This window comes from Zhongshania borealis (genome assembly GCF_039539625.1).
GTDB lineage: Bacteria > Pseudomonadota > Gammaproteobacteria > Pseudomonadales > Spongiibacteraceae > Spongiibacter > Spongiibacter borealis.
Genome location: NZ_BAABDM010000001.1, coordinates 299908 through 325637, shown reverse-complemented (window position 1 = coordinate 325637; position 25730 = coordinate 299908). Strand labels below are relative to the sequence as shown.

The 25730-nt window shown below is 50.1% G+C and carries 22 protein-coding genes; 11 read left to right on the top strand and 11 right to left on the bottom strand.

Going from position 1 to position 25730, the window contains the following annotated elements:
- Window positions 1-205: 205 nt before the first annotated feature.
- Complete coding sequence (locus tag ABD836_RS01530; protein ID WP_344931960.1) at window positions 206-1492, bottom strand: MFS transporter; 1287 nt, start codon at window positions 1490-1492, stop codon at window positions 206-208.
- Between the two features lie 336 nt (window positions 1493-1828).
- On the opposite strand from ABD836_RS01530, the gene ABD836_RS01525 reads away from it, so the two are divergent.
- The gene (locus ABD836_RS01525) at window positions 1829-3673 is read left to right on the top strand and encodes an autotransporter assembly complex protein TamA (protein WP_344931959.1); all 1845 of its coding nucleotides are present in this window, start codon (window positions 1829-1831) and stop codon (window positions 3671-3673) included.
- Window positions 3670-7371, top strand: a complete 3702-nt coding sequence (locus ABD836_RS01520) for a translocation/assembly module TamB domain-containing protein (RefSeq protein WP_344931956.1) — start codon at window positions 3670-3672, stop codon at window positions 7369-7371. The genes ABD836_RS01525 and ABD836_RS01520 overlap by 4 nt, the downstream gene beginning before the upstream one ends.
- 10 nt (window positions 7372-7381) lie before the next feature.
- Here ABD836_RS01520 and ABD836_RS01515 read toward each other — a convergent pair whose 3' ends face one another.
- Window positions 7382-8173: an SDR family oxidoreductase gene (locus tag ABD836_RS01515; RefSeq protein WP_344931954.1), complete on the bottom strand. Its 792-nt coding sequence runs from the start codon at window positions 8171-8173 to the stop codon at window positions 7382-7384.
- A 271-nt stretch (window positions 8174-8444) separates the two neighbouring features.
- On the opposite strand from ABD836_RS01515, the gene ABD836_RS01510 reads away from it, so the two are divergent.
- The gene (locus tag ABD836_RS01510) at window positions 8445-9125 is read left to right on the top strand and encodes a TetR/AcrR family transcriptional regulator (protein ID WP_344931953.1); all 681 of its coding nucleotides are present in this window, start codon (window positions 8445-8447) and stop codon (window positions 9123-9125) included.
- Between the two features lie 18 nt (window positions 9126-9143).
- On the opposite strand, the gene ABD836_RS01505 is transcribed toward ABD836_RS01510, so the two are convergent.
- Together ABD836_RS01505 and ABD836_RS01500 are read right to left on the bottom strand one after the other, a co-directional pair.
- Complete coding sequence (locus ABD836_RS01505; RefSeq protein WP_344931952.1) at window positions 9144-11642, bottom strand: ABC transporter permease; 2499 nt, start codon at window positions 11640-11642, stop codon at window positions 9144-9146.
- Window positions 11639-12352, bottom strand: a complete 714-nt coding sequence (locus tag ABD836_RS01500; protein ID WP_344931951.1) for an ABC transporter ATP-binding protein — start codon at window positions 12350-12352, stop codon at window positions 11639-11641. The genes ABD836_RS01505 and ABD836_RS01500 overlap by 4 nt, the downstream gene beginning before the upstream one ends.
- Between ABD836_RS01500 and ABD836_RS01495 the strand changes: the two genes are divergently transcribed.
- Entirely contained in the window at window positions 12351-13010 is a 660-nt protein-coding gene (locus ABD836_RS01495; RefSeq protein ID WP_344931950.1) for an arylesterase, read from the top strand. The genes ABD836_RS01500 and ABD836_RS01495 overlap by 2 nt on opposite strands.
- A gap of 43 nt (window positions 13011-13053) precedes the next feature.
- Entirely contained in the window at window positions 13054-13500 is a 447-nt protein-coding gene (locus ABD836_RS01490; protein ID WP_344931949.1) for a thiol-disulfide oxidoreductase DCC family protein, read from the top strand.
- A gap of 109 nt (window positions 13501-13609) precedes the next feature.
- On the opposite strand, the gene yghU is transcribed toward ABD836_RS01490, so the two are convergent.
- The 4 genes from yghU to ABD836_RS01470 all read right to left on the bottom strand — a co-directional run bounded on the left by yghU (window position 13610) and on the right by ABD836_RS01470 (window position 16428).
- Window positions 13610-14458, bottom strand: coding sequence for a glutathione-dependent disulfide-bond oxidoreductase (gene yghU, locus ABD836_RS01485; RefSeq protein ID WP_344931948.1), 849 nt, complete (start codon window positions 14456-14458; stop codon window positions 13610-13612).
- 3 nt (window positions 14459-14461) lie between these two features.
- Window positions 14462-15115, bottom strand: coding sequence for a DsbA family oxidoreductase (locus ABD836_RS01480; RefSeq protein WP_344931947.1), 654 nt, complete (start codon window positions 15113-15115; stop codon window positions 14462-14464).
- Window positions 15116-15217: 102 nt separating this feature from the next.
- Complete coding sequence (locus ABD836_RS01475; protein ID WP_344931946.1) at window positions 15218-15748, bottom strand: hypothetical protein; 531 nt, start codon at window positions 15746-15748, stop codon at window positions 15218-15220.
- 128 nt (window positions 15749-15876) lie between these two features.
- Complete coding sequence (locus ABD836_RS01470; protein WP_344931945.1) at window positions 15877-16428, bottom strand: carboxymuconolactone decarboxylase family protein; 552 nt, start codon at window positions 16426-16428, stop codon at window positions 15877-15879.
- A 144-nt stretch (window positions 16429-16572) separates the two neighbouring features.
- On the opposite strand from ABD836_RS01470, the gene ABD836_RS01465 reads away from it, so the two are divergent.
- A complete protein-coding gene (locus ABD836_RS01465) occupies window positions 16573-17172 on the top strand; it encodes a TetR/AcrR family transcriptional regulator (RefSeq protein WP_344931944.1) in 600 nt (199 codons plus the stop codon).
- A 9-nt stretch (window positions 17173-17181) separates the two neighbouring features.
- Here the strand turns inward: ABD836_RS01465 and ABD836_RS01460 are convergent, their stop codons facing one another.
- Window positions 17182-18546, bottom strand: coding sequence for a class II fumarate hydratase (locus tag ABD836_RS01460; RefSeq protein ID WP_344931943.1), 1365 nt, complete (start codon window positions 18544-18546; stop codon window positions 17182-17184).
- Window positions 18547-18680: 134 nt separating this feature from the next.
- On the opposite strand from ABD836_RS01460, the gene bioA reads away from it, so the two are divergent.
- Both bioA and ABD836_RS01450 read left to right on the top strand, forming a co-directional pair.
- Entirely contained in the window at window positions 18681-19985 is a 1305-nt protein-coding gene (bioA, locus tag ABD836_RS01455) for an adenosylmethionine--8-amino-7-oxononanoate transaminase (RefSeq protein WP_344931942.1), read from the top strand.
- A 6-nt stretch (window positions 19986-19991) separates the two neighbouring features.
- Window positions 19992-20810, top strand: a complete 819-nt coding sequence (locus tag ABD836_RS01450) for an ion transporter (RefSeq protein ID WP_344931941.1) — start codon at window positions 19992-19994, stop codon at window positions 20808-20810.
- 162 nt (window positions 20811-20972) lie between these two features.
- Here the strand turns inward: ABD836_RS01450 and ABD836_RS01445 are convergent, their stop codons facing one another.
- Together ABD836_RS01445 and ABD836_RS01440 are read right to left on the bottom strand one after the other, a co-directional pair.
- Complete coding sequence (locus ABD836_RS01445) at window positions 20973-21548, bottom strand: outer membrane beta-barrel protein (protein ID WP_344931940.1); 576 nt, start codon at window positions 21546-21548, stop codon at window positions 20973-20975.
- Between the two features lie 73 nt (window positions 21549-21621).
- Window positions 21622-22017 (bottom strand): EF-hand domain-containing protein, encoded by a 396-nt coding sequence (locus ABD836_RS01440; protein ID WP_344931939.1) that lies wholly within the window; start codon window positions 22015-22017, stop codon window positions 21622-21624.
- Window positions 22018-22336: 319 nt separating this feature from the next.
- Between ABD836_RS01440 and ABD836_RS01435 the strand changes: the two genes are divergently transcribed.
- The 3 genes from ABD836_RS01435 to ABD836_RS01425 all read left to right on the top strand — a co-directional run bounded on the left by ABD836_RS01435 (window position 22337) and on the right by ABD836_RS01425 (window position 25718).
- Complete coding sequence (locus tag ABD836_RS01435) at window positions 22337-23812, top strand: sensor histidine kinase (RefSeq protein ID WP_344931937.1); 1476 nt, start codon at window positions 22337-22339, stop codon at window positions 23810-23812.
- Window positions 23813-24018: 206 nt separating this feature from the next.
- The gene (locus tag ABD836_RS01430; protein ID WP_344931936.1) at window positions 24019-24351 is read left to right on the top strand and encodes a hypothetical protein; all 333 of its coding nucleotides are present in this window, start codon (window positions 24019-24021) and stop codon (window positions 24349-24351) included.
- A complete protein-coding gene (locus ABD836_RS01425; RefSeq protein WP_344931935.1) occupies window positions 24348-25718 on the top strand; it encodes a sigma 54-interacting transcriptional regulator in 1371 nt (456 codons plus the stop codon). The genes ABD836_RS01430 and ABD836_RS01425 overlap by 4 nt, the downstream gene beginning before the upstream one ends.
- The last annotated feature ends 12 nt before the right edge of the window (window positions 25719-25730 follow it).

Sequence of the window (25730 nt, the reverse complement as noted above, 5' to 3'; positions counted from 1 at the left end):
ATAATAAGATATAAAAATAGTCAGCCGATTCGCAAAATACTAGGCATTTAGCGACGCAACTGAACACTATGCAAAGGGAATACCCACCCACGGATCATCGACCACGTGCTTACATGTCCAGCCCGCGCGTTAAAGCCTTTGTCCAATTTTTAGAGGTACAAGTAGCCGAGGAGAACTGGGCATAACAACCTCGCTACTTCACGCTTTAAACCGCTGGCCCGTCTGGCGGCCTATCACCACCGGAGTCTGTCTCTGAGCCAACCAAAGCATCTTCATCCATACGCGGATCGAGCTCAAATATAACCGGTGAGGTCACCGACACGGGGCGGAAAGGCTCTGTTTCATCAATAATCGGCATTGTGTGAGACTTGCGCCGGATGGCAATGCCTAAGGTAAAGCCAAGCAAACTCAGCGCAGAAAATACAAACAAGCCCTGCGGACCCAGCAAGGACATTAGTAACGAGGCCAGTGGCGCACCCAATGCCGAACTAACGCCAAAGATGAACAATATACCGCTACCTATCAGCACAAAGTCGCTAGGCTCCGCGTTATCGGATGTGTGTGCCAAGCAGATTGAGTACATTGTCATTGCTGAGGCACCCCACAGCAGCGCAAGGAGTAATAAGAAATTCCCACTCGTGGGAACAAAGGCGAGTATTAGCGACACTACCGCGCCAAACAGACTGGTAAAAAACAGCACTAGGCGCCGGTCATAATAATCAGACAGCCGGCCCAAGGGCAGCTGAAACAGCGCTCCACCTAATACCGCGCCACTCATAAACAAGGTTAGTTGCCCGGTATCTAACCCTAAGCCACGCGCGTAAACCGGGCCTAAGGCCCAAAATGCGCCCGTAATTAAACCGCTGCACACCGCGCCTTCCATACCAACATGGGACAATTGCCAAAGGCGCTTAAAATCCAATTTTACGATTTGCATCGGCGCCGGTGCTAAGGTCAAGGTTAGTGACACGGGAACAATTGCCAAGGACAACAATACGCCGGCAAGGCCAAATAGCATCGGCCCAGAAGGCTCCGCAAAGTTGATCATTTGCTGACCTAAAATAATCATACTTAAATTGATCACGGTGTAAGTCGACAGCAATGTACCCCGGGTCTCACGCGTAGCGCGGTCATTGAGCCAGCTCTCGATTACCATGTATAAACCCGAGATACAAAAACCCAAAATAAAGCGCAGCACCAACCAAACTTCAAACACCGGCAACGCGTGAAATAGAAATACAATGGCGGAAAAAACCGAGCCCAAGACCGCAAAGCTGCGAATATGACCAACTCGACGAACAATATGCGGGGTAATAAGGCTACTAACCACAAAGCCAACAAAGTAACACGAGGCGGTAAAGCCGATTTCCGTGGCGCTAAATTGCTCAATTTCCGCCCGTAGCGGCAGCAAGGTCAGCATCATACCGTGAGCAAGAAGCAGCAAGGCGTCAGATAGCAGCAACGCCGTTAACGGCAATAATAAACGTTTCATGAATCGTCCAATCTCGTGGCTCGCGCCATATTACAAATCAGCACAACGCCACTCTATGCTACAGCATGTACAGCTTGTCTACATGAAAATGAAATCACGCCTTAATGTCGCCAAAATAGCGCAATTAAATTTAAAGTAATAAATCTAAAAATCATCCAGTACGTATCACAATCAGCCGCAGGCAGCTAAAATGCGCGGCGCGACGCTAAAACCACCCTTCGCTCCACCTTAAATGTGGTTTTCTAGGTAAGGGCGACTATCCTTAAGCCGAGGTCAGCATAACAAATCGTCCCCGCACTAGGTGCGGCATTTACACAATAGGCAATGTCAGGATTTATGCATAGAGCCTTCATTTTTAAACCGACTTCACGCCAAGCCAGTATTCCCATAACGCTGCTCTGCGCTCTATTATGGACTATACCCAGCTGGGCAGCAGCGTTCGCCAGCTTAGAAATTGACGGCGGTAAAAGCGAGCTGCAAACAAATATTCGCGCTCACTTGGACCTCAGCGATATTCTCTGCGACACGACCGAACTGCGCTTAAGAAGCCGTTTACGTGGTAGCGACGACAAAATTTCCGATGCCATGCGCGCCCTAGGTTATTACCATGGCACTTGGGAGCTGCGCCGCGAGCGCGTCACCTACAAGCCGACGATACTTAAAAATAATCCGCTTAGCTCTACGGTAAAAAAACTGAGTAACAAAGCCCAGCCAAACAATACTGAGGCCGGCGAATGCTGGCTGCTCAAGCTTAATTTGACCCCCGGACCGCAAACCCTGATTACAAAGTTAGATGTAAACGTGGTCGGCGCAGGGGCGAACGACCCGCTGTTCACCCAGTACTTGGCAAAGCTCCCTATCGCCATAAACGACCCTATACAACACGACCTCTACGAAAGCACCAAAAAATCCATACATCAGCGCGCCCGCAATGCCGGCTATATTGACGGCAAGTTCGTCGAGCACCGCCTAGAAGTCGACATTGATAAGCACAGCGCCGCTGTTATTTTGGTATTTGACAGCGGTACGCCCTATACCTTCGGCAAGATAAACTTTGGGCCATCGCTGCTCAACACCAGTTTGCTTGAGCGCTACGTTCCCTTCGAGTCTGGCGACGCCTTTGAATCAACGAAAATTGTCCAACTGCAAAATAACTTAATCAGCAGTAACTACTTTTCCTCGGTCAGTATCGACCAAGACAATCCTGGCCCAGAAACCCACACCGTTGGCCTCAGCGTGACGACTGCAGAGAAGCGCAAATACGAGACGACAGCAGGCATTGGCGCATCCACCGACACAGGACCACGCGTCAGCTACGGCCTTCGCAATAGGCGCGTCAATGCCGACGGCGACACCTATCAAATTGCCAGCCAGTATTCGCCGGTATTGTCGAATCTTAGCTTTCAATACACTCTACCCGGCGACAAGCCCCTCACCGACAAACTGCAGTGGGCAACCGGGGTTGAGCGCAAAAAAACCGACACATCAGACAGCACCAGTTACCGCGCTGAAGTCGCCCTTATTTCACTGCAAAATCACAATTGGATTCAAACCCTGAGCCTCAAGTTTTTGCGAGAAGACTACGATATTGCTGACGTAAGTAACACCTCGACCCTACTCATGCCAGGTATTGCCTGGTCGCGCAGCGAAGCCAACGACCGCCGCTACCCAAGCCGAGGCTGGCGAATCAATACCGCCGTGCGCGGCGCCCTAGAGGGCGTAGCGTCTGACCTAAGTTTGGCGCAAGCCGAGCTCGACACCAAATGGATATTTCCCTTGTGGGGCGGTCGCCTTATCAGCCGAGGCGGATTGGGTATTACCACTCTAGATGATTTCTCAGAACTACCTGCTTCGCTACGCTTTTTTGCCGGTGGCGACAATAGCGTGCGCGGCTACGGCTACGAAACCTTAGGACCAGAAGACGCTACCGGCGAAGTAGTGGGCGGCAAACATCGCCTAACCGGCAGCGTTGAATACGACTACCGGGTTTGGGGAGACTTTGCCCTGGCCGGGTTTTACGATGCCGGCAATGCCTTTGATACCAGCGATTTTACGTTTTACGAAAGCGCCGGTTTCGGCTTGCGCTGGTTATCGCCAATTGGACCAGTGCGGGTCGATTTTGCCTTTCCGCTTAAAGACGGCGGATTTCATTTTCACCTATCGATGGGACCGGATTTATGATCGCTATTTTCGGTCGCTATATTTTCGCATTCATTGCCCTTGCGGTGCTGAGCGTGGCCAGTCTCTATCTCATATTAGATACCCAGCGGGGCAGCGATTGGCTGCTACATCGCGGCCTGGCGCTGGCATCGCCAGAGGCGGAGTTTAATTCTTACAGTGGTAGCTTGGCGCGCGGGATCTCGCTGCAGGGTTTGCACCTTCCCTTAGACGGCGCAGACATTCGCCTTGAACAATTAACTAGCAGCTGGAATTTATGGGGCGTATTAAGCGGGCGCCTGCCAATACATACGATCCACCTTAACAACCTAACAATACGACTCAGCACCAGCGAAACACAGGTCGAATCAGATAGCTCAGCCGCCCCTAGCCCTTGGCCAAACTTAGGCTTACCGATTTCAGTCGCTATAGAAGATGTCAGTATCAGTCAGCTACGTATTATTCAAAATGACAAAACCGGCAACGAAAGCGAGCAGCTTATTGAACAAATAAAACTCAGCGCGGTGCTAGGCTTACTGAGCAGCAAAATTAAAACCTTTAATATTCAAACACCAACGCAGCAGCTGAGCTTACGCGGCCAAATCAAAAATAAGCCGCCGTATGCTCTAGACCTAAATTTAAAGTGGGCGACGCTCCTCGACGACATCGGCCAGCTCAGCGGCGAAGCCAAACTCCGCGGGGACCTGAGCAACTTACAACTAAACCACAAATTAACCCAACCGTCAGCACTCGACACCCAAGCGGAGATTCACCTGCCCTTCGATGCCAAGACGATGAGCATCGACTACAGAGCAATCCAAGTCAGCATCAGTAATCAATGGCAAAACTTTAAATCACCCGCGAATAGCCACCTAGCGGATACACCATTAATCAGCAGCGGCAGCCTAAGCATCGACGGCGAATGGCAAGATTATAAACTGCGGTTAGACACCAAAGTCACAGCGCCATCTGCTGAAAAAACGTTAGACGACAGCCTATCGAATTCACCTCAACATTCACTGCCGGGAGCCGCAAACATACTCGCTACCCTATTCAGTGAACCCGGCCAATTGACGGCCAAGATCAATGGCAAACAACTCAACATTGCCATTGCCAAGCTCGCAGCAAAAACATCAGCGGGCGAATTACTCCTCACCGGTAAGGTAAATGCCAATAATTTTATCGACAAGTCCGACGCTAGCTCTGCGTCGACACTGAGCTGGCAGCTCGCGCTAGACGCGAGCGATATCGACAGCAGCCGCTTGTTGCCCGAATGGCCAGCGCGGGTATCGGCTAAGCTAAATAGCAGCGGCCAGTGGCAAGGTGATCAGTATCAAGCGAATGTAGAAATCGTCAGTCTCAGTGGTGAATTTTTAGCTAAGCCAGTACAAGGTAAAGGCACTATTGCGTTGAACGAACGCGGCCAAGCATTTAATCAAATCAAGCTGCTGCTAGGCGACAACCACGTGCAGCTAGATGGCACGTTGGCCGACACCAGCGCCTTGCGCTGGCAAATAGATGCCCGCGATCTCCAGCAAATTTTGCCTGCGCTCAGTGGCGCACTTTATAGTGAGGGCAGCTTACACGGTGGCCCCTTATCAAGCATCCTAAGGCCAACGGCAGCCAACGCCAACACACCGGAGATCAAGACCACGTTAAACGCTCGTGAACTCCAATATCAGGGCTACACCCTCGAAGCGGCCGACCTCGACATCAGCCTAAACAAGGGTCAAAGCGTAGCGCTTAACCTCAACGCCACAAACCTCAGTGCGGGACCTTTATCTAAGGCAAGTATTAAACTGCAAGGCAGCGGCACATTAACAAACCATACCCTTAACCTCGCTTTAGCTGATCACGATCAGCAGCTTGATTTAAATCTGACTGGAGGTCTGGGCAGTAGCGCAAAATCAGCTAAAACCACAGCCAATCCTATGACGTGGCAAGGTCATGTTCAGCGCATTGCGCTCAATCATCCGCAATTAGGCCCATGGCAAACCACCAAGCAAAGTGCGCTATCAATCTCGGGAAATAACGTCAAGCTCGGCAATCTCTGTTTAATACAGGAACAAGGCGACTCACCGGCCAGCCTATGTAGTGCTTTTGCCATGCAGAACAAAACCCTTGCGCTTAAGGGCTATATTCACGCGCTGTCACTCGATCGCCTTAGCACGGGGCTGCCACCAGGCTCATCCATACAAGGTAATGTCGACAGCGAATTCAATGTCGAGGGCAGCCTCGACCAGCTGAGCGGCGAGTTTTCACTGCAAGCTGCGCCCATTGTCATCCGCTACCAGGCGGGTGCTGACGAAGACGCGCTGGAGCACCAAGCCAGCTTAAGCGCCAGTGCAAAACTCAAAAACGGTCAAGTGAATAGTGAAATGCAATTCACTATTGCCGACGTCGGCAGTATGACTGGCAGCTTAAATACCAGCGGCCTTGATCCGGCAAGTGTCATTACCGGTTCAGTAGACAGTAAATTTGATAATTTACTGTGGCTTGGCGGTTTTTTCCCTGAACTCGAAAAACTCGACGGCAACCTGAATGCGGCGCTTGCCATTACCGGCACTATCTCTACGCCGACCCTTCTTGGCGCTGTCGATTTAAACGACCTCCATATGCAATTGCCCGCTATCGGTCTTGCACTAAACTCTGGCAGTGCAAACTTGAACTTGGCCAACGCTGGCGACTGGCAGCTCGACGCAGGCATCAGCTCTGGCACCGGCCGTATCACCTTAAATGGTCAAGGTGTTTTTAAGCCCAACACGGGGCCAATTGGCGATATTATGATTAGCGGAGAAAATTTCACCGCAGTCGACCTTCCCGACGCAAATGTGCTTATTTCACCAGACATCACGATTAGCCTCGCCGCCGAATTGCTTAAAATACGCGGTAGCCTAACGATTCCACAGGGTAAATTTACCCTAAAGTCCCTGCCCACTCAGGCAAGTTCCGTGTCCGCAGACGAAGTTATTATTAGCAGTAAAAGTCCAGTAGCGGCGACTAACAAACGAGAAATAGACACCCAAATCACCATAACACTGAATGACAGCTTCCAGTTCGGCGGCTATGGATTAAACACCCGCCTTGGCGGCAAGCTACGAATAGTTCAAAAGCCGCAATCGTCGGTACAAGCCTTTGGCAGTCTTTCGCTTTACGATGGTATTTACAAAGCCTATGGGCAAGAGCTGAGTATTCAGCGCGGCCTGCTTTTATTCCAAGGACCCGTCGACAATCCGGGCTTAAATATTACCGCCGTGCGCGAAGTTGAAACTTACCAAGTGGGCATTAATATTGGCGGTTTCGCCCAGGATATTCGCAGCGATCTATTCTCCGACCCCGTCATGCCTCCCACCGACGTGATCTCGATGTTAATCACCGGCAAAGTACCGGGTGCAATGAGCCAGTCCGACGCCAATCAGGTTATGAATGCCGCCACTTCACTGGGAATATCGCAAAGCAAGGGCATCACAAATACGCTGCAGAACACCTTCGGCATGGATGTATTAAATTTACAGGGCGGCGACAGCTATGAAGAGAGTTCACTGGTGGTTGGCAAATATTTAACACCAGATATCTTTATTAGCTACGTTCAAAACTTGTTCACCCCGGCCGGCAGTATTCAGCTCGACTATACCTTGAGTAAATCGCTGGGTTTAAAAGCCCAGTCCGGCGAAACGCAAAGCATTGACCTGCTCTACCGAGTGGAACATGGCAAAGACTGACAAACTGAGCTTACCAAACCGTCTTCATGGTGCCGCCGTCTACCACCAAGGTTGCACCGGTAATATAGCTTGCCGCCGGCGACAGTAAAAAAGCGCCGGCTTTACCAAACTCCATCGGTTCACCATAACGGCCAAACGGAATACTCTGTTCATTGAGGCTGCGCTGATCACTAATGCTAATGCCCTTTGCCTTCGCTTGGGCCGTATCCAAATTCTGCATCCGGTCAGTGGCAATCAAACCCGGGATGAGATTATTGACCCGAATATTTTCTGCGGCCAATTGCTTAGACAAGCTCTTAGCCAAGCTAGTCACGCCCGAGCGCATCACATTCGAAAGCAGCAAAAAATCAATTGGCTCCTTTACCGACGATGAGGTCAGCGTCAAAATCGCCCCGCCGCCGGCACTGCGTAAATGGGGCAGGGTTTCACGCACCATACGCACCGCGCTCATTAGCGTTAAATTGAATGCCGCCAGCCAATCTTCGTCGCTAAATACGTCAAACTGCCCGGGGGGCGGGCCTCCCGCATTCACCACTAGACCATCTATGCGGCCAAAATCAGCATGTGCATTCGCCACCCACTGTTGAATACTCAGCTTGTCGCTGGCATCCATGGTGTAAGCTCGCACCTCCTTACCGCTGCGCGCGGTCAAGGCTCCGGCGGCCGCGGCAATTGCGGCTGTATCCCGACTGGCAATCGCCACCCGCGCACCATTTAGAGACAATTGTTCGGCAATCGCCAAGCCCAAGCCCTTGCTAGCCCCCGCCACCAAAAACACTTTGTCGTCAATTTGTAAATCCATACTCAATTCCCACTGCCCTATAACACGACTAACAAAAGGTACTAAGCAGGTATTATCTCCGAGAAAACACCGCCCGCCTATGTGCTTCAGCAAAGCCCGGAAACAGCCAAGACGGCTGGATAATAATTCGTTAGAATACCCGCAAAAATTGTCGGCCTAAAATTTGCTTTGTATAAAACGCCGCAGGCACTTAGCCAAGAAAACCGAAAAAACACATGACATCAGATATAATCGCTGTCAACATTGCCAGAGAATGACGGGCGAAATAAATATGACTACAGATTCCAACACAACGACTAGCACGAGTTATCACCATGGCAATTTACGCCAAGAGTTGATGACGCTGGCCGAAAAACACCTCATTACCGGCGGCATCGGTGAGTTGAGCCTACGTGCCCTCGCCCGAGAAATCGGCGTTTCACAAACAGCGCCCTACCGTCATTTCAAAGACAAAAATGCCTTACTCGCCGCTTTGGCCACCGAAGGCTTTCGACGCTTTTTTATTGTCTGCGAAGCCAGTGAAAATGAGCCTCGTGCCGACCTAAGCTTATTAATGTTCGGTTTAGCGTATGTGCAATTCGCTAAACTTCACACCGAAATGTTCCACCTGATGTTTGGCCCGGTATTGCAGCCCCGCAACGACTACCCAGAGCTGTTTGCCGCTGGTCGCGAAGCCATTTACAAAGTTCGCTCCGGTGTAGAGCGCGGCTTTAAAACAGATGTAATCCGCCAACTCGACGATGTTGCTTCAATGGCCCACACAGTCTGGGCGGCGGTACACGGCGTTGCGACCCTAATGCTGGATCACGGCGATACCTATGGTTATCACCGCGACCTTGATCTGCAAGCGGAAAAATCACTGCGCATGATGATCGCCGGCCTTTGCACTGACCCCAGCGACATTTCAAAACTACCAACAGCCGGCACCCCAGCGCCAACCAGCGCCGAGTAAATTGCCCGAGTTTGTGAACTACAAGCGACCCAATACCAAGAGCGGCGGCGTGGTGAGTACTGTTCGACAGTAAAACCACCCCGTTGCCGCCATCGTCACCACACCGAGCAGCGGCACCACAATAAACACCTCTGAATGCCAAACCGCATCCATATCCAAAACCCAACGCTGCACGCCGTACAACGCTATATTGCTGCCCAAAGCGGCCAGCAGCCCCGCGAGCAAGCCCACTGCAGCGAACTCCAGCAGCAAACCACTGGCTATTAGCTTGCGACTAGCACCCAGCGTGCGCAATATGGCATTTTCTTGCAGACGGCTGTCCAAACTTGCCTGCACATTGGCAACACTCACAAGCAGCGCGCAAATCACCACCAAGAGCAACACCAAGCCAATAGCCGCACTTACCTGCGATACAACCGTGTTCATTTGCTTAATCACCGCGTCGATTTCAATTAAGGTCACGGTAGGAAAGGCTCGCAACAAATCAGTTAGTAAACGCTTATCGGCCTCGGCCAAATAGAAACTGGTGATATAACTTCCGGCGTAATTTTCCAAGCTATTCGGCGGAAACATAAAATAGAAATTGGGCCGCATACTGCTCCAATCTAGGCTGCGAATACTGCTGACTTCAGCTTGCAAGGGCTGCCCGCCAACATCAAAGTTCAACACGCTTCCGACTTGAACATGTAATTGCTCGGCGAGGTCTTGCTCGATTGAAACAGCGATATTGCTCGCGTCAGTTAAATTTGCCTCTGGCCACCACGCTCCTGCTTCAAGGTGATTATCTGCGGGTAAATCACTTGCCCAACTAAGATTCATTTCCCTATTCACATTGCCGCGCTCGGCATCGATGCCCTCAATATCCTTAAGCATCTGCTGATCTATATGCGTAAGTCGGCCACGCACCATCGGGTACAAGCCGGCATTGCTGAGCTGATGACGCTGAAAAAATTGCTCCAGTGGTGCAATCTCATTTGGCTGAATATTAATCAGGAAATGATTCGGCGAGCCCTCCGCCAACTGCATTTGCCAGTCAGCCAATAAAGTAGAACGCAGCACACCCAAACTACTTAGCGCCATAAGGGCCAGCGCAAAACTCGCCACCTGAAAGGCATTGGCATAGCGACGGCGAAAAATAGCGGCTATGGCTAAACGTAATGCCCCTTGAGTCCGGCTGGCAGTCGCGCGGCGGGCCAATGAAATTAAACCCAATACCAACGCTGCCGCTAACAAACTCAAACTAATACTGGCGATTAATAAAGCACCGCTAAGAAAAATGTCGTTGCTATACCACCACATCAACAGACCAACACCAAAAATACCGATCAAACCACTCCCCAGCAAGGCGTCGCTATTATCAGCAAGATCCCTACGCAAGACCCGCAACGGCGCCACTTTGCTCAAACTCCACAGCGGCGGCAGGGCAAAAACCCCAGCCGAGACGAACGCGGTAATCGCGCCCACCATAAACGGCCGCCAACTCGGCGCGGGTATTTCAATATCGATTAAGCCCTGCAAGCTACTGAATAAAATTTCCTGTAAGGCATAGCCAAACACGCCGCCCAATAAAATCGCGCCAAAGCAAAGCAAGGCCAACTGCGTAACATAGCGATACAAAATTTGTCGACGACGCGCGCCCAAAGCCTTCATTACCGCCACATTGTCGGTATTGCGTTCACCATAACGTCGCGCCGCCAAGGCAATTGCCGCACCTGCGAGGGCGACGCCTAGGCTGGCAGCCAATAATAAATAACCCTCAGCCCGCTTCAGGGTTTTGGCCAGCGCCGGCTGACCATCACGGAGGTCTTCCCAGCGCTGCCCCGCATTTAGCTGGGGCGTGAGCCACGCCGCGTAGTTGTCGAGCTGCGCCTCACTCGCGGCAAACAAATATCGGTAGCGAACCAAGCTACCCGGTTGCACCACCTCAGTTGCGGCTAAATCACTGATATTGATCAACGCTCGTGGCGCTAACATTTCATTCATCCCGCCGCGATCTGGCTCGCTGATCAAGGCCCGGCCGACGGTAAACTGCGCTTCGCCTAGCGCGGCAATATCACCAATGTTCAAATTCAGCAGTGCCATTAAGCGCGAGTCCAGCCAAATTTCACCGGCTACCGGGCCGCGATTAACCAGCTGCGCCTCACCAAAAGGCGTATCGCTCACCCCGAGCTCGCCAATCAAAGGATAGGCATCAGATACCCCGCGAATTGAGGCGATCTGCATCTCATCACCCGCAGCGATCATTGACCGAAAACTCACCACGCTTGCGGTTCTCAGGCCCTGTTCCTGCGCCGCTATCAACCAACTTTCAGGAACACTCCGCGGCGCTTTCAGTACCCGGTCCGCCGCCAAAAAATGATGACTTTGCTGCGTCATCGCCCCACTTAGCCGCTCAGAAAAACCCGCAATACCGGTGACAATCACTACCGCTAAACAGAGTGAAAAGCCCAACAAGCCCAGCTCGCCGCCTCGCCATGCGCGGCTAAGATTTCGTAATGCCGCAAACACCCCAGTCATAGCGCGCCCTGCTCTGAATGCCCCGCAGGCGCGGCGTCCTCGTCATGAGAGGTTTCACTCAATACCCCGTCGTGCATTACAAATTGCCGTTCACAGCGGCGCGCAAGCGGCAATTCATGGGTCACAAGCACCAAGGTGGTATCACTCTCACTATTAAGCTCAAACAATAACTCAATAATCCGCTGCCCGGTTTGCTCGTCTAAATTTCCGGTGGGCTCATCGGCAAACAGAATATCTGGCTCCACCGCAAACGCCCGCGCCAGTGCAACCCGCTGCTGCTCCCCGCCGGACAACTGCCGAGGGTAATGATGGCCGCGCTCGGCCAAGCCAACCTTGTCTAAAAAGGTTTTTGCTTTTGCCGCAGCCCCCGTGCGACCGCTAAGCTCAAGCGGCAACATCACGTTTTCTAGCGCCGTTAAACCCGGCAACAATTGAAAGGACTGAAATACAAAGCCGACATGTTTCGCCCTCAAACTGGCGCGCTGATCTTCGGTCATGACACTGATATTTTGGCCGTGCAGAAAAATGGCGCCACTACTGGCGTTGTCTAAACCCGCCAACAATCCCAATAAGGTCGACTTCCCCGCCCCAGACACCCCAATAATCGCCGCACTCTCCCCCGCCTTGATTTCGAGGTTAATCCCTCGCAATATGGCTAGTTCCTGGGCACCGCTGGTGACCGTTTTACAGAGATTTTGTACTCGAATCATGTTGAAACCTGTATTTACATTTAATTCCCGCGCGAATCACTGCGGTCGATTGTTACTGGTATTGAGCTTTATTCTGGCTGTTCTTACGTCTTTGTCCCACGCCGGCACCGCCAAACAGACAGCAAACATACTCGTGCTTGGCGACAGCATTAGCGCCGGCTATGGCTTTGACCCTGCACTCGGCTGGGTAACATTGCTTAGCGAACATATTCCACCAGACTACACGGTGATAAATGCCAGCGTTAGCGGTGAAACCAGTGCTGGTGGTTTAAATCGCCTGCCCACGCTACTCACGGAACATCAACCAAATATTGTCATCATTGAACTCGGGGGCAACGATGGCCTGCGCGGCTACCCGGTGATTAACTTACGTAAAAACCTGCAAGCATTGATCAATTTAAGTATTGATGCCGGCGCCCAACCCCTGATCCTCGGCATGAAAATCCCACCGAACTATGGCAAACGCTATACCGAAGCATTTGCCGATAGCTACAAAAAAATTGCCGAGACCAACGATCTGCCATGGGTTGATTTTTTCCTCGACGATATCGCCACCAATAGCAGCCTGATGCAAAGCGATGGCATACATCCTAATGCCGATGCCCAAGTCCTGATAGTACAGAAGGTACTGCCAGCACTAACACCCCTGCTGAATTAAGTTTTGGTAAGAGAAGGATTTTGAAACGCGATAGCAGCGCCGCATGAGCGACAATAGAATGACAGTTCCGCCGCGCTTTTTAGTGCCCGACGACAAGCTCGTGGTATTCGACGGCGTGTGCAAATTTTGCCACTTCTGGAGTCGTTTCATCATTCGCTTTGACAGCAGCCAAGGCATTAAACTCGCGACAGTGCAGTCGCCTGTTGGCCACGCACTATTTGAGCACTACGGCCTACCAAACCGTGAGATTGAATCCGTCTATTATTTTGCCGATGGGCAGGTATTTGATAAAAGTGATGCCGTACTGCACATCATCAAAAAACTGCCATGGCCCTGGCGGCCACTACGAATATTTTCGGTGATTCCCCGCCCGGTTCGCGATGCTCTCTACGATCTTATTGCCCGCAATCGCTATCGATTATTTGGCCGCTATGAACAGTGCCCCTTGCCGACTGCAGCGCAGCAAGCAAGGTATTTTGTCCTTAGGTAAATCGCGGTGGTGTTTTACCGTGTTAGCGATTCATCTATACAGCAGTCTTACTAAGGGATTTTAAGCAAACACTGGAATTGAAGTCATACTCGATCAATACTTAGTAAATTCATGCTGGCAAGTGTTCGAAGTCCGACGCCTCATGTCGCTCGCGCAACTGTTCAGACGGCTCACCCCATGTACGATTTACTCTGCGGCCACGTTGCACAGCGGGTCGTGCAAGGATCTCTTCAGCCCAGCGCCGCAAATTTTTATAGCTGCCAACGTCTAAAAACTCGCCTGCCTCGTAGGCCTGACCCAATACTAAGTTGCCGTACCAAGGCCATGTTGCGATATCAGCGATAGTGTATTCGTCACCCCCTAAATAACGATGTTCGGATAATTCCCGGTCAAGCACATCCATTTGCCGCTTTACTTCCATCGTAAAGCGATTAATCGGGTATTCGAATTTCTCCGGCGCATACGCATAGAAGTGACCGAACCCGCCGCCTAAATAGGGCGCGGCGCCTTGCAGCCAAAAAAGCCAATTGAGAACTTCGGTGCGAGCAGCAGCGCCGCCGGGCAGAAATTGTCCAAATTTTTCCGCTAGGTAAAGAAGTATCGCGCCGCTTTCAAAAATGCGACTACCCGTTTCCGTGTCAAAAAGCGCGGGGATTTTCGAGTTTGGGTTCACGTCAACGAAACCCGACGAAAACTGATCGCCCTCGCTAATCTGAATTAAGTGGGCGTCATACTCTGCTCCTGCCTCACCCTTAGCGAGAAGTTCCTCGAACATGATAGTCACTTTCTGGCCGTTGGGCGTGCCAAGCGAATAGAGCTGCAAAGGATGCCGACCGCGCGGTAATGCCGCCTTATGCGTTGCGCCAGCAATAGGACGATTTACCTTAGCCCATTCGCCGCCATTTTCCTCGTCCCAGGTCCAAATTTTCGGTGGTTGATAATTGTGTGTATCTGACATGACTTAGCTACTCTCCTCTGTTAACTCCGTCAGGATGCGCTCGTAGTTCTCAATGCCTTGTGCACCGGTCACAAGATGGCGACGGTTGAACACCACCGCGGGTACGCCTTGAATACCTTGGTCTAACCAAAATTTCTGAGCTGTTCGCACATCATTGGCAAAGCGCTGATCCTTCAGTACAGCGAAAGCCTCGCTGCGATCGATGCCAATTTCCGCAACAATATCCGCTAGAACGTTATCGTCCGACAAATTACGGCCATCGGTGAAGTGAGCAGCAAAAAGCGCTTGTTTCAAGTCGTGCGCACGACCGTACTGGTCGGCCCAATGTAATAGCTGATGCACATTAAAGGTGTTGTGCATTCGCATATCGTCGGTAAAGTGAAATTCAAATCCGACTTCTTCAGCAATCTTGCTCATTTGGCGTCGGCTGTCTTCCGATTGCTGTTTTGTTGTGCCGTATTTTTCTGCAACATGCTCTCGGAGATTTTGACCCTCTGCCGGCATGTTTGGATTCAGTTCAAAGGGATGCCAATAAATTTCGTAGGGCGTGGCGCTTGCCTCCAGCGCGGCAGCCAGCTGTCGGTAGCCAATGACGCACCACGGGCAAACCACGTCAGATACGATATCTATTCGCAGCGTGCTTGAAATACTGGTCATAATTGTCTCCTTAAAATTAAATACAACAGCCGTTAAAACACGGATTAGCAACGCCGGTAGCATGGAAAGCCCACAAAGACGGCGTGGATTAAAGGCCAGTGCTTATGTCTTTTTCATGTAACGAAACAAAGCGACACTGATGACTGCAAAGAACACGAGATGCAGCACAAACTTAACATCCACGCTGAAGTTAAAATCGGGTAATTGGCTAAGCTGAATCTCCCGCGAAGAAACAAACTGCACGATAATTACATTTGCAGGCGGCGCGACAATGGTTGTCAGCCATGCAAGGACAATAGTAGCAAATAACACGACGTCCAGTCGGGCGGTGCGTAATACAACAAGGCCACAGAGCAATCCGTAGCAAACCGAAACCGCTATGTGAGCAGCCCACGCAATACTGATGGCTGCAGCACTTCCCCAGCCACCAAGTTGCTGATACGCGGCCGCATGCCTGCTAGTTAATGTATCCATTCCAAACAGTGGCTGAATGCCGATAAATACAAATCCCATCACGGCGCCGAAAAGACACGCCATTAACAAAGTTTCGGCCTCGCGGGGTCGGTTTAGGGAATTGTATTTTGCGGGCTCAACCACTGTTATATGACTTTGCTTTGGAATTTGATCATGCATTAGAAATGCTCAATAGATGAACGCTCGTGACTTATATTACCTCATAGGAAAACGCAATGATGAGTTCCTGGCGCCAGGCTAAGAATTCATCATTACCTTATTTGAGGTCGCTTGGTGCTAACTGGAAATTACTTCTTTTCCCACGCAAACTGTTTGAACGCTTTATCCACCGGCGTTTGGGCGACATGATTGGTGTAATTACTCATGACTTTCTGGCTTAGCCCCAATATCACTTCCAGTACATTTTGCTGGGTATAGCCGGCAGTGTAAAAATCTTGTACTTGTTTTTCTTCGAGCGCACCGCGCTGACGAAGCATTGCCAATGTAAAGTCACGTAAAGCCTCAAGTTTCGCGTTTGGCAACGGCGTCTCGTCCCGCAAGGCATTACTGATTTCATCGGAAACTTTCATAGATTTCGCAATACCGGTATGGGCTGGAACACAGTAATGGCAGGCGTGCTCGACGTTGATAGCTTGCCAAACTACTGTCTTCTCATCGGCGTCTAAGCTGCTGTTAACAAACAAGCTATGTAAAACTTGGTAACCCTCAAGTAAACCCGGCGCTTCAGCCATAACTGCATGCAAGCCGGGAATCATACCAAAGGATTTCTGCGAGCCTTCCAATAATGGTTTGGCTGCCTCTGGTGCGCTGCTAATGTCGTGTAGGGTAAAAGTACTCATTAATCGTCTCCTTTTTTTGAATGATCACTCAAATATGGGCTAGATCTTATATTGCATAATGGACAGTGGTCAAGCTAAAATTGAGCGATCACTCAAATTTAAATCCGGCCGACACTACTTAGGCCCCTCCCTAGAGATATTACAATGGCCCGCACTGCTAGCTTTGATCGACGAGTTGCACTGGATAGTGCTGTTGAGCTGTTCTGGTCACGAGGTTATTACGCCACCTCAATGAAGCATATTGAGCGAGCACTAGACATGCGCCCTGGCAGCCTCTACGCAACCTTTGGCAGCAAAAGCGGCTTGTTTGCCGAGGCATTAAATACGTATGCGGCCCGTGCCGGTAGTGACTTTGAGCAAATAGAAGACGCTGAGAGTGTGGTAGAGGGTTTACAACGCTATCTACGTTCATTCGCCCTGCCCTGCAGTGGCGATGCGCAAGCGCCTGCCCAGGCTTGCATGCTGATTAAAACACTGCTTGAAGTTAATGCCGAAGATGCTGAACTACGGTCTCAGGTAGACGGGATACTCGCTAAGGTCGAGAGCCGGCTTTGCGAAGTGCTTCATAAGGCTAAGGCACAGGGTGAATTGCGTGCAGATGTTGACTGCCCTCGATTGGCGCGCTTATTACAAACACAGATCATAGGTTTGCGGGCATTTGCCGAGCGCAGCGTACCCAACGATCAGTTAATAGCACTTGCTGATGATATGGCCAGCATGCTCGACGCCTACCGAATTTGCTAAATAAATCATTTAAACCAAGTTCACAGGATCTAACAACACCGCTAATTCCTCGCGACTTAATTCCGTCATTTCCTCCGCCACATCCAATACTGGCCGTTGCTCTGCGTAGGCTTTTTTTGCTATTTCCGCTGCGGCTAGATATCCAATAACCGGATTCAAGGCGGTGACCAGTATTGGATTGCGGGCAAGGCTCTCGGCCATTACGGCTTCGTCTATTGTAAATTCAGCAATCGTTTTATCGGCCAGCGCGATACAGGCATTACTCAGGAGTTCGATACTTTGCAGCAGATTATAGGCAATGACCGGCAGCATTACATTCAATTGAAAATTACCCGACTGCCCCGCCACCGTAATACAGGTATCGTTGCCGATAACGTGCGCCGCGGCCATGGCCACAGCTTCGGGAATCACTGGGTTTACTTTGCCAGGCATAATGCTGCTACCTGGCTGTAGCGCTGGCAGACGAATTTCACCCAAACCCGCGAGCGGGCCACTATTCATCCAACGTAAATCGTTGCTAATTTTCATCAGCGCCACGGCTAATGCCTTTAGCTGCCCTGAAGCAGCCACCGCGGTATCTTGGCTTGAAAGCGCCTCAAACAGCGAGTCATTGGGTTTAAAGTGTAAACCAGTGTCGATGCTAATGGCCGCGCAAAATTTCTCGGCAAATAAATCTGGGGCGTTTATGCCGGTACCCACTGCCGTTGCACCCTGCGCCAAATAACAAAGCTGGCTTTGGGTATCTAACAGGCGCTTGCGGGCCTTGTGGATTTGCTCCGCCCAGGCCAAAATTTCTTGCGAGAGTTTGATCGGCATGGCATCCATAAGGTGGGTACGGCCGGTTTTAATGATGCTATCAAACTCACTGGCCTTACGGTCTAGCACCCGCTCTAAGCGTTCTAATGCGGGTAATAGCTGATCCTGCAAGGCTAGCGCCGCACTTAGATGAATCGCAGAGGGAATAACGTCGTTACTGCTCTGGCTCATATTAACGTGATCGTTTGGGCTTACTTTGAGGCCACTACCTTCACTGGCGAGATTCGCTAAAACCTCATTCACATTCATATTGCTACTCGTGCCAGAACCCGTTTGAAATACGTCAACTGGGAATTGCCCCCCATAGTCGCCGGCCAATACCGCATCTGCGGCACCTACAATTGCTTGAAAAACATCTTCTGCGAGCAACTCCTCTTCCCTATTCACAATGGCCGCGCAACGCTTAATACGTACAACCGCCGAAATAAACTGAGCGGGCATCTTTAAGCCACTTAGCCCGAAATTGTCGATGGCGCGCTGGGTTTGCGCACCGTATTTCGCCGAGACCGGCACACTCACTTCGCCCATACTGTCGCGTTCAAGCCGAAAATTTTTCACAGTTGCTCCTTGCTTAGCCTAGATATTGCGCATTCACATCGTATTAGCATAACGCCATTACCACTATGGCAATGATAATTCGTGTTATGTCCCTATAAGCCCTAAAATAAAGCCGCCTTAACACGGAGACAAGTATGTTTACAGACTACCAAAACGCGAGCACCGAACAGTGGCTACAGTGGGACAAAGACCATATTTGGCACCCCTATGCTTCGGTCCTGAATCCGCCAGCAATGATTCCCGTGGTTTCAGCCAAAGGTGTTAGGCTGACTCTAGCTGATGGCCGTGAACTTATCGATGGCATGTCGTCTTGGTGGTCAGCAATACACGGCTATAATCATCCGAGCTTAAACACTGCAGCCAAGGCGCAGCTAGATGATATGTCGCATGTTATGTTTGGTGGGCTCACGCACCCGGCCGCTGCCAGTCTCGGTAAGCGTCTAGTAGACATAACCCCTGCACCCTTGACCCGTGTATTTATCTCAGACTCCGGCTCCGTTGCCGTTGAGGTTGCCATAAAAATGGCCCTGCAATATTGGCATTCCATTGGCCAGCCTAACAAAACCCGCTTGCTGGCACTGCGCAATGGCTACCATGGCGACACCTTTGGCGCGATGGCCACCTGCGACCCGGTTACTGGCATGCATCATCTATTTAATAAGGTTTTGCCTCAGCATCTATTTGCCGAGGCGCCACAAACCGCCTTTGGTGAAGCGGCAAGCAAGGCTGACATGGCCGACATAACAGCACTGCTACAAGCGCATCATCAGGAATTGGCCGCTGTTATTGTTGAGCCGGTGGTGCAAGGTGCTGGCGGAATGCGTTTTTACTCTGGCGACTATTTACGCCAATTGCGCCAGCTCTGCGACGACTACAATGTGCTACTCATTCACGATGAAATCGCCACGGGTTTTGGCCGCAGCGGCAAGCTCTTTGCCTGTGAACACGCCGACATCAGCCCCGACATTATGTGCGTTGGCAAAGCCCTTACTGGCGGTTACTTATCACTCGCCGCGACGCTGTGCAGTGAGAAAATATCGCAGGGAATTTGCGAAGGCGAGGCTGGGGTCTTTATGCACGGACCAACTTTTATGGGCAACCCTTTAGCCTGCAGCATTGCCAATGCCAGCATTGACCTATTATTGGCAAGCGACTGGCAAAGCAACATCAAACGGATTGAAGCTGGCCTAAATAGCGGTCTCGGGTCCGCTACCGAACTAGACAGTGTTGCCAACGTGCGTTGCCTTGGCGCCATTGGCGTGATTGAAATGAAGACTGCAGTAAACATGGCCAGCCTGCAAGCACGCTTTATCGCAAAGGGTATTTGGATTCGCCCCTTTGGCAAGCTGGTTTACACCATGCCTCCCTATATTATTAGTGATGCGGACCTCGCGCTATTGTGCGAGCAGATGATTGCCGCCTTGGCCGAAGAGGAATAATGCACCATGAGCGATGCCAATTTTAAAGCCAAGCTTCATGAAATTATTTTTGGCACCGAACCAGGCCCGGGACGCAACTTCGACATTTTTTTAATCGTCATTATACTGAGCAGTGTTGCCGCCCTATTTGCTGATTCGGTGGCATCTATTCACCAGTATTACGGCGACATTTTATTCGCATTAGAAGTGTTGTTTACCGTGCTATTCACCATTGAATATGGTGCGCGAATCTACTGCTCACCCAACCGTCGCGCCTATATATTTAGCTTTTACGGCTTGATTGATTTGTTGGCCACACTGCCCACCTACCTCTCGCTGTTCATCCCCGGCGCCCAGCACTTACTCGTTATTCGTGTATTTAGGGTATTGCGCGTATTTAGAGTATTTAAGCTCTTTCACTATATGAGCGAAGCCAATGTGCTGCTGCGCTCGCTGGTGTCATCGCGCCGTAAAATATCTGTTTTTCTGGTCTCTGTACTCACCTTAATCGTCGTCTTTGGCGCCTTAATGTATCTCATCGAAGGCCCAGAAAATGGTTTCACCAGCTTGCCCCGCAGCATGTACTGGGCGATTGTGACCGTCACCACTGTTGGTTATGGCGATATAGCACCACACACCCCGCTGGGCCAGTTAGTAGCCGCAATGGCCATGATCACAAGCTACGCGATCATCGCTATTCCCACGGGTATTCTCAGCGCTGAGTTAATTCAAGAAAGCCAGCGCATGATTACCAATCGCCAGTGTGCTAGCTGCGCAAAATTTGGCCATGACAAAGAAGCCATTTATTGCAAACACTGCGGGGAAAAAATGCCGCCACCACAGTGAAATAATCAAAAGTCTTCTATAAAAAAGGCCAGCCGCGATTATGAGGGGACATACGCGACTGGCTGAGGAAAAAGGTTTCAAGCGAGTTTTTCGCCAAGTAGTAGCGTATAACTATGCTGACGACTTACTGAGTCAAGCCGCTTAATAAGTCAGTCTTAAGCCTTAAAACATGAATCGGCCACCCAGCTTCACGGTATCTATATCGCCTTCCCAGTTAGACGCGGGAGCGGGAAAACTGGAGTCATCAAGATCAACTTTGTAGCGATCATACTCAAGCGCCACAACAAAATGTTCAGTTACCTTGAAATCGGCACCTACACCGAAAAAAGGCTCATCGCCGTCATAGCTTTGTTTTAGGCCAGCAAACTTAATATCGGCATCCCAAAACAATTGACCAGCTTTCGCGTATAAGCCCATATTTTCAGATACTGGTAAACGACCGACAACGGCCACACCGTAGCCATCCACATCGGCTTTACCAGCATCACCGCCAAATGAGCCAAAGTCGATATAACTCGCTTCAAAGCTCAAAAATGAATTTACTTGAGCGCCAATAATCGCCTCTTTAAAATCATCATCCTCATCGAAGTCTCCACCGCGATCCTTATAGCCACCGTAGTTAGCGCCAATGTAAGCGTGTGGCCCTGCACTTGGGTTAGCGAGTGCTGTCGACGCCAATGATGTACCACCAACCACGACGGCAAGTAGTGCCAAACTATGTGAGTATACTGATCGCATAATGTTTTCCTCTATGAGTTAAAAAGAATACTAGAGACCTATCAAAGCGGGCCAATGGCCCGCCTTCGCTGATTTATTCAGCCTCTTCTTGATGCTCCTGAATCGCCTTCCAGCGTCCCAAATACTCCTCACGACTTACCGCGCCATCTGCATTGGTATCTACCGCAGCGAAATATTGATTAAGTGAACGCTCTGACTTCGCCTCACTTTCATCCAGTGCGCCATCACGGTTTTGATCAAGCGCTGTAAAAATTGCACCGCTCGCCTCATCCGTACCCTGCAGCTCACCCTGAGCCTGGCCCTTGAGGTCTACCGAACCCATATCACTACCAGGCTGTGCTTCCTGCTGTATGCCGCCATTCACACCACCGGACGCCGCGCCGCTACCTTGAATAGCACCCGCCATAGGATCTGCCAAACTAAATGAACTCAATGCTAAACCTGCGACAACTGCTGCTATCTTCTTCATGGTTTTCTCCTTAATTATTACCAATTCAAAAGTAATCGTAATAATTCATGATTTACTAAATTCACCAATGACGCCAATGCTAACCTTTCCTTAAAAGCCCTTTACTGCGGCGTCATCTAAACAATAGCAACCGTCGTGCCACAATATTTATTCCATTAAATACAACAACTTAGAAATTAACATCGAACTAAGAAGACAATACCGAGGTCAAACCGTAGGCATTTGGCAACACAACTTCAAAAGTTAATATTTTATTTATTTATTTCAGTAACTTAACTAGTCTTTTTTTCGCAACAAGTAAAAAACTCGGCATCTAAATGTGGAAATACCTATTTTTAATCGCAAAACAACGAGTCTTGCCCAGCAATGGATAAGCACAACGATACTGTCAATGTTGCCATTGATCATTGCGGTCACTTACGCGGCATGGGAAATGAACACACAAGCGCGCGTACAGCAGCGGCTAGTAATGGATCAGGCGCAAATCTCACAGATTAGCACCACTATCCAAGATCTCCGCAAGGAGATTGAACGTTCGGCTCGGCAATACCAATTACTGCGAGACCAAAGTATTTTAGATATTTTGCAAATTAAACAATTCCAGCTCGCGGAAAATCTCAACAGCATAGCAATGCTACTACCACCGTTTAAAACGAACGAACGCTTAAAGCAGATCGACGCCATAGGCAGGGATATCTATACCGTGTCGCGCGGCAATGACAGTGCTCAACAAGAGCGCTTAGAGGGCCTATACGTTGCATTAAAGGAGAGTAGCTTTGTTCTGCAGCAGCAGCTGCGAGCGGCAATTCAGGATAAATTAAATAACGCCGACCAAGAATTAAGCCATGTATTGTGGCGAGTGCTCATAACCGGACTATTAGCACTACCAGCCAGTTTGTTCCTGCTCGGTGCTGGGTCGATTATTGCTACCCGATCAATACGAAGGCTATCGCTCGCGATCAATCACTTGGGCGAGCGCAATTGGGAGAGCACAATTGAAATAGACGGGCCATCTGACTTAATAGAACTAGGTCATAAACTCGAATGGATGCGGCTACAACTGCTTAGTAGTGAACGGCAAAAGGCCCAGTTCACTCAACACATAACCCACGAACTTAAAAGCCCGCTCGCTGCCATAATGGACGCCCAAGCCTTGCTAGCGGATCAAATTCCCGGCGCAATCAACAATCAGCAGATGGCCGTACTGGAAATACTGCGAAGCCAGGCCGAGAACTTACAAGAGCTTATCCAACAATTATTGAATTTTAATACCGTTTCGCAAGGGGTCGCTAGCCATAAAGTAACCCTTGATTTAAACGCGCTGTGTAAGAAATTAATCGCGCGCTATCAGAGCTTCCTGCCTAACTCCACCATTAAAATAAATCATCCAAATCATCCGTACCTGGTTACCGCAAATGCCGAACTTATTGACATGATTCTGAGTAATTTATTATCGAATGCCATTCACTTTTGCAAGAGGGATGGCGAAGTTAATATTAATTGGGGTGCCTGCTTTGTCAATGAGCAGGGTGATAGGATAGCGAGCGAAAGCGAAGCCACTAGTCACTGGTGGCTACAACTTAGCGACGATGGCCCCGGCATTGATACCGACGAACAGGACGCTATTTTTCGACCATTTTATCAAGGTAAAAAAAAGCGGCAAGGTGCTTTGAAGGGTAGCGGCATTGGCCTTGCCATTGTCAAAGCATGCGTAGAGCAATCTAAAGCAACGCTATGTTTACGGTCTAAAAAAAATGAAGGTGCAGAGTTCACACTCTGCTTTCCAAAACAATGAAAACACACACTATGAATAAAACTTTACTCATTTCCCTAATGACGCTGGTGAGCGCCTGCTCTCAATTATCCACAAAACAAGGGGCTTTTGACCTGAAATCCGACACTGCACCCGCACATACCGCATGCCATAGAAGCACAAAAAAACCCGCGCTAGCGTCCGACAGGACAACTCAACTACTCGCAAAACGTCAGGCTTGGTGCTTATTGCCTGAGGCAGAACGAGAGCAAATTGACGCCCTACTGCGCATAGAAAAAAACAATTCCAGCGTATTTCAGCGCCTAATACTAAGTACATGCGCGCCAGCAAAAAACGCCATTCAAAGCCAAGTGTTGATAACAATGATTGACCTTCAGTATTTAAATGAAACAGACCGAGCCTTGCTCGCACTTATCGACGACAGCAACCAACAGCTGATGGCCGCCCAGCAAGAACAACGTTTCTTGCGCTCAAAGTTGCGCAACACCATTGATGGCATCAGTGACATCGAAACCCAAATGAACAGCGACAACAGCCGGTCGTTACGAGGCCAACAATGATGACTGAACAACATATAAAAATCTTACTGGTGGACGATGACCCAGGCGTTCTGCAATTACTATCAATGCGCTTAGAGTCACTCGATTTTGACGTTATTTGTGCCGACGGCGGCGACAGTGCGCTAGCAAAATTACAGTTAAATTTGGTAAACATAGTTATCTCAGACCTGCGAATGGATGGCATGAACGGCATTGAGCTTTTTGAGAAGATTCAACATTTGTATCCCGGCCTGCCCGTTATCGTACTTACCGCCCACGGCTCAATTAAAGAGGCTGTGAGCGCGACCCAAAAAGGCGTATTCAGTTTTCTAACTAAACCAGTAGATAAGGACGAGCTACTAAATAGTATCCAGCTGGCGCTTAACTTAAGTGCAGGTCCCGCGTCGAATCAGAACACTGAGAGCGACATCATCACCTGCAGCGCAAAAATGCAGCAGTTATTGGAGCAAGCAAAGCTATTGGCTAGAAGTGATATCAATATCATGATTCGCGGTGAAAGTGGCACTGGTAAAGAACTGTTGGCGAGCACTCTTCAAGCGGCCAGTAACCGCGCATCCAAACCATTCATCGCCATAAACTGCAGCGCGATTCCCGCGGACTTATTGGAGTCAGAGCTCTTTGGTCACGTCAAAGGTGCCTTTACTGGCGCCAGCCGCGACAACAAAGGGTTATTCGCCAGCGCTGACGGCGGCACTGTGTTTTTAGATGAAATTGGCGATATGCCGGCGCCTCTGCAGGTTAAATTACTCAGGGTTTTACAAGAACAAAAAATCCGTCCTGTGGGTAGCCAGCAGGATATTGGCATTGACGTTCGCGTGTTGTCGGCCACGCACAAAAATTTAGAAGACGCCATTCGCGACGGTGGCTTCCGCGAGGATTTGTACTATCGCCTCAATGTCGCATCTCTTAGTCTACCGCCGTTACGCGAGCGACGCGCCGATATCCAGCTATTGGCTAAACATTTTTTACAAAGTATTGCCCTGCGCACAAGGAGCTCGCCAAAACGCTTTTCAGCGGAAGCCCTGTGTGCATTAATGTCCTACGATTGGCCTGGCAATATACGCCAGCTAAGCAATATTGTTGAGCAATTGGCGGCGCTATCTCCTGCGGCGATTATTGGTGAAGCCCAAACCATAGCAGCACTACCTCAGGAAAAGCTAAAAACTGAAGCAATACCCTCCCTCGCGCAGGCCCGTAAACAGTTTGAACGTGACTACTTAGAGCAAGTGCTGATATCTACCCAAGGCAATGTTACTGATGCAGCCCGTCAAGCAGGCCGAAATCGCTCTGATTTTCATAAACTGATTAAAAAGCATCAGCTCAATCCCGATATACTGCGCAATGCCAAGAAACAATCCAATCAATGACATGGGGAATAA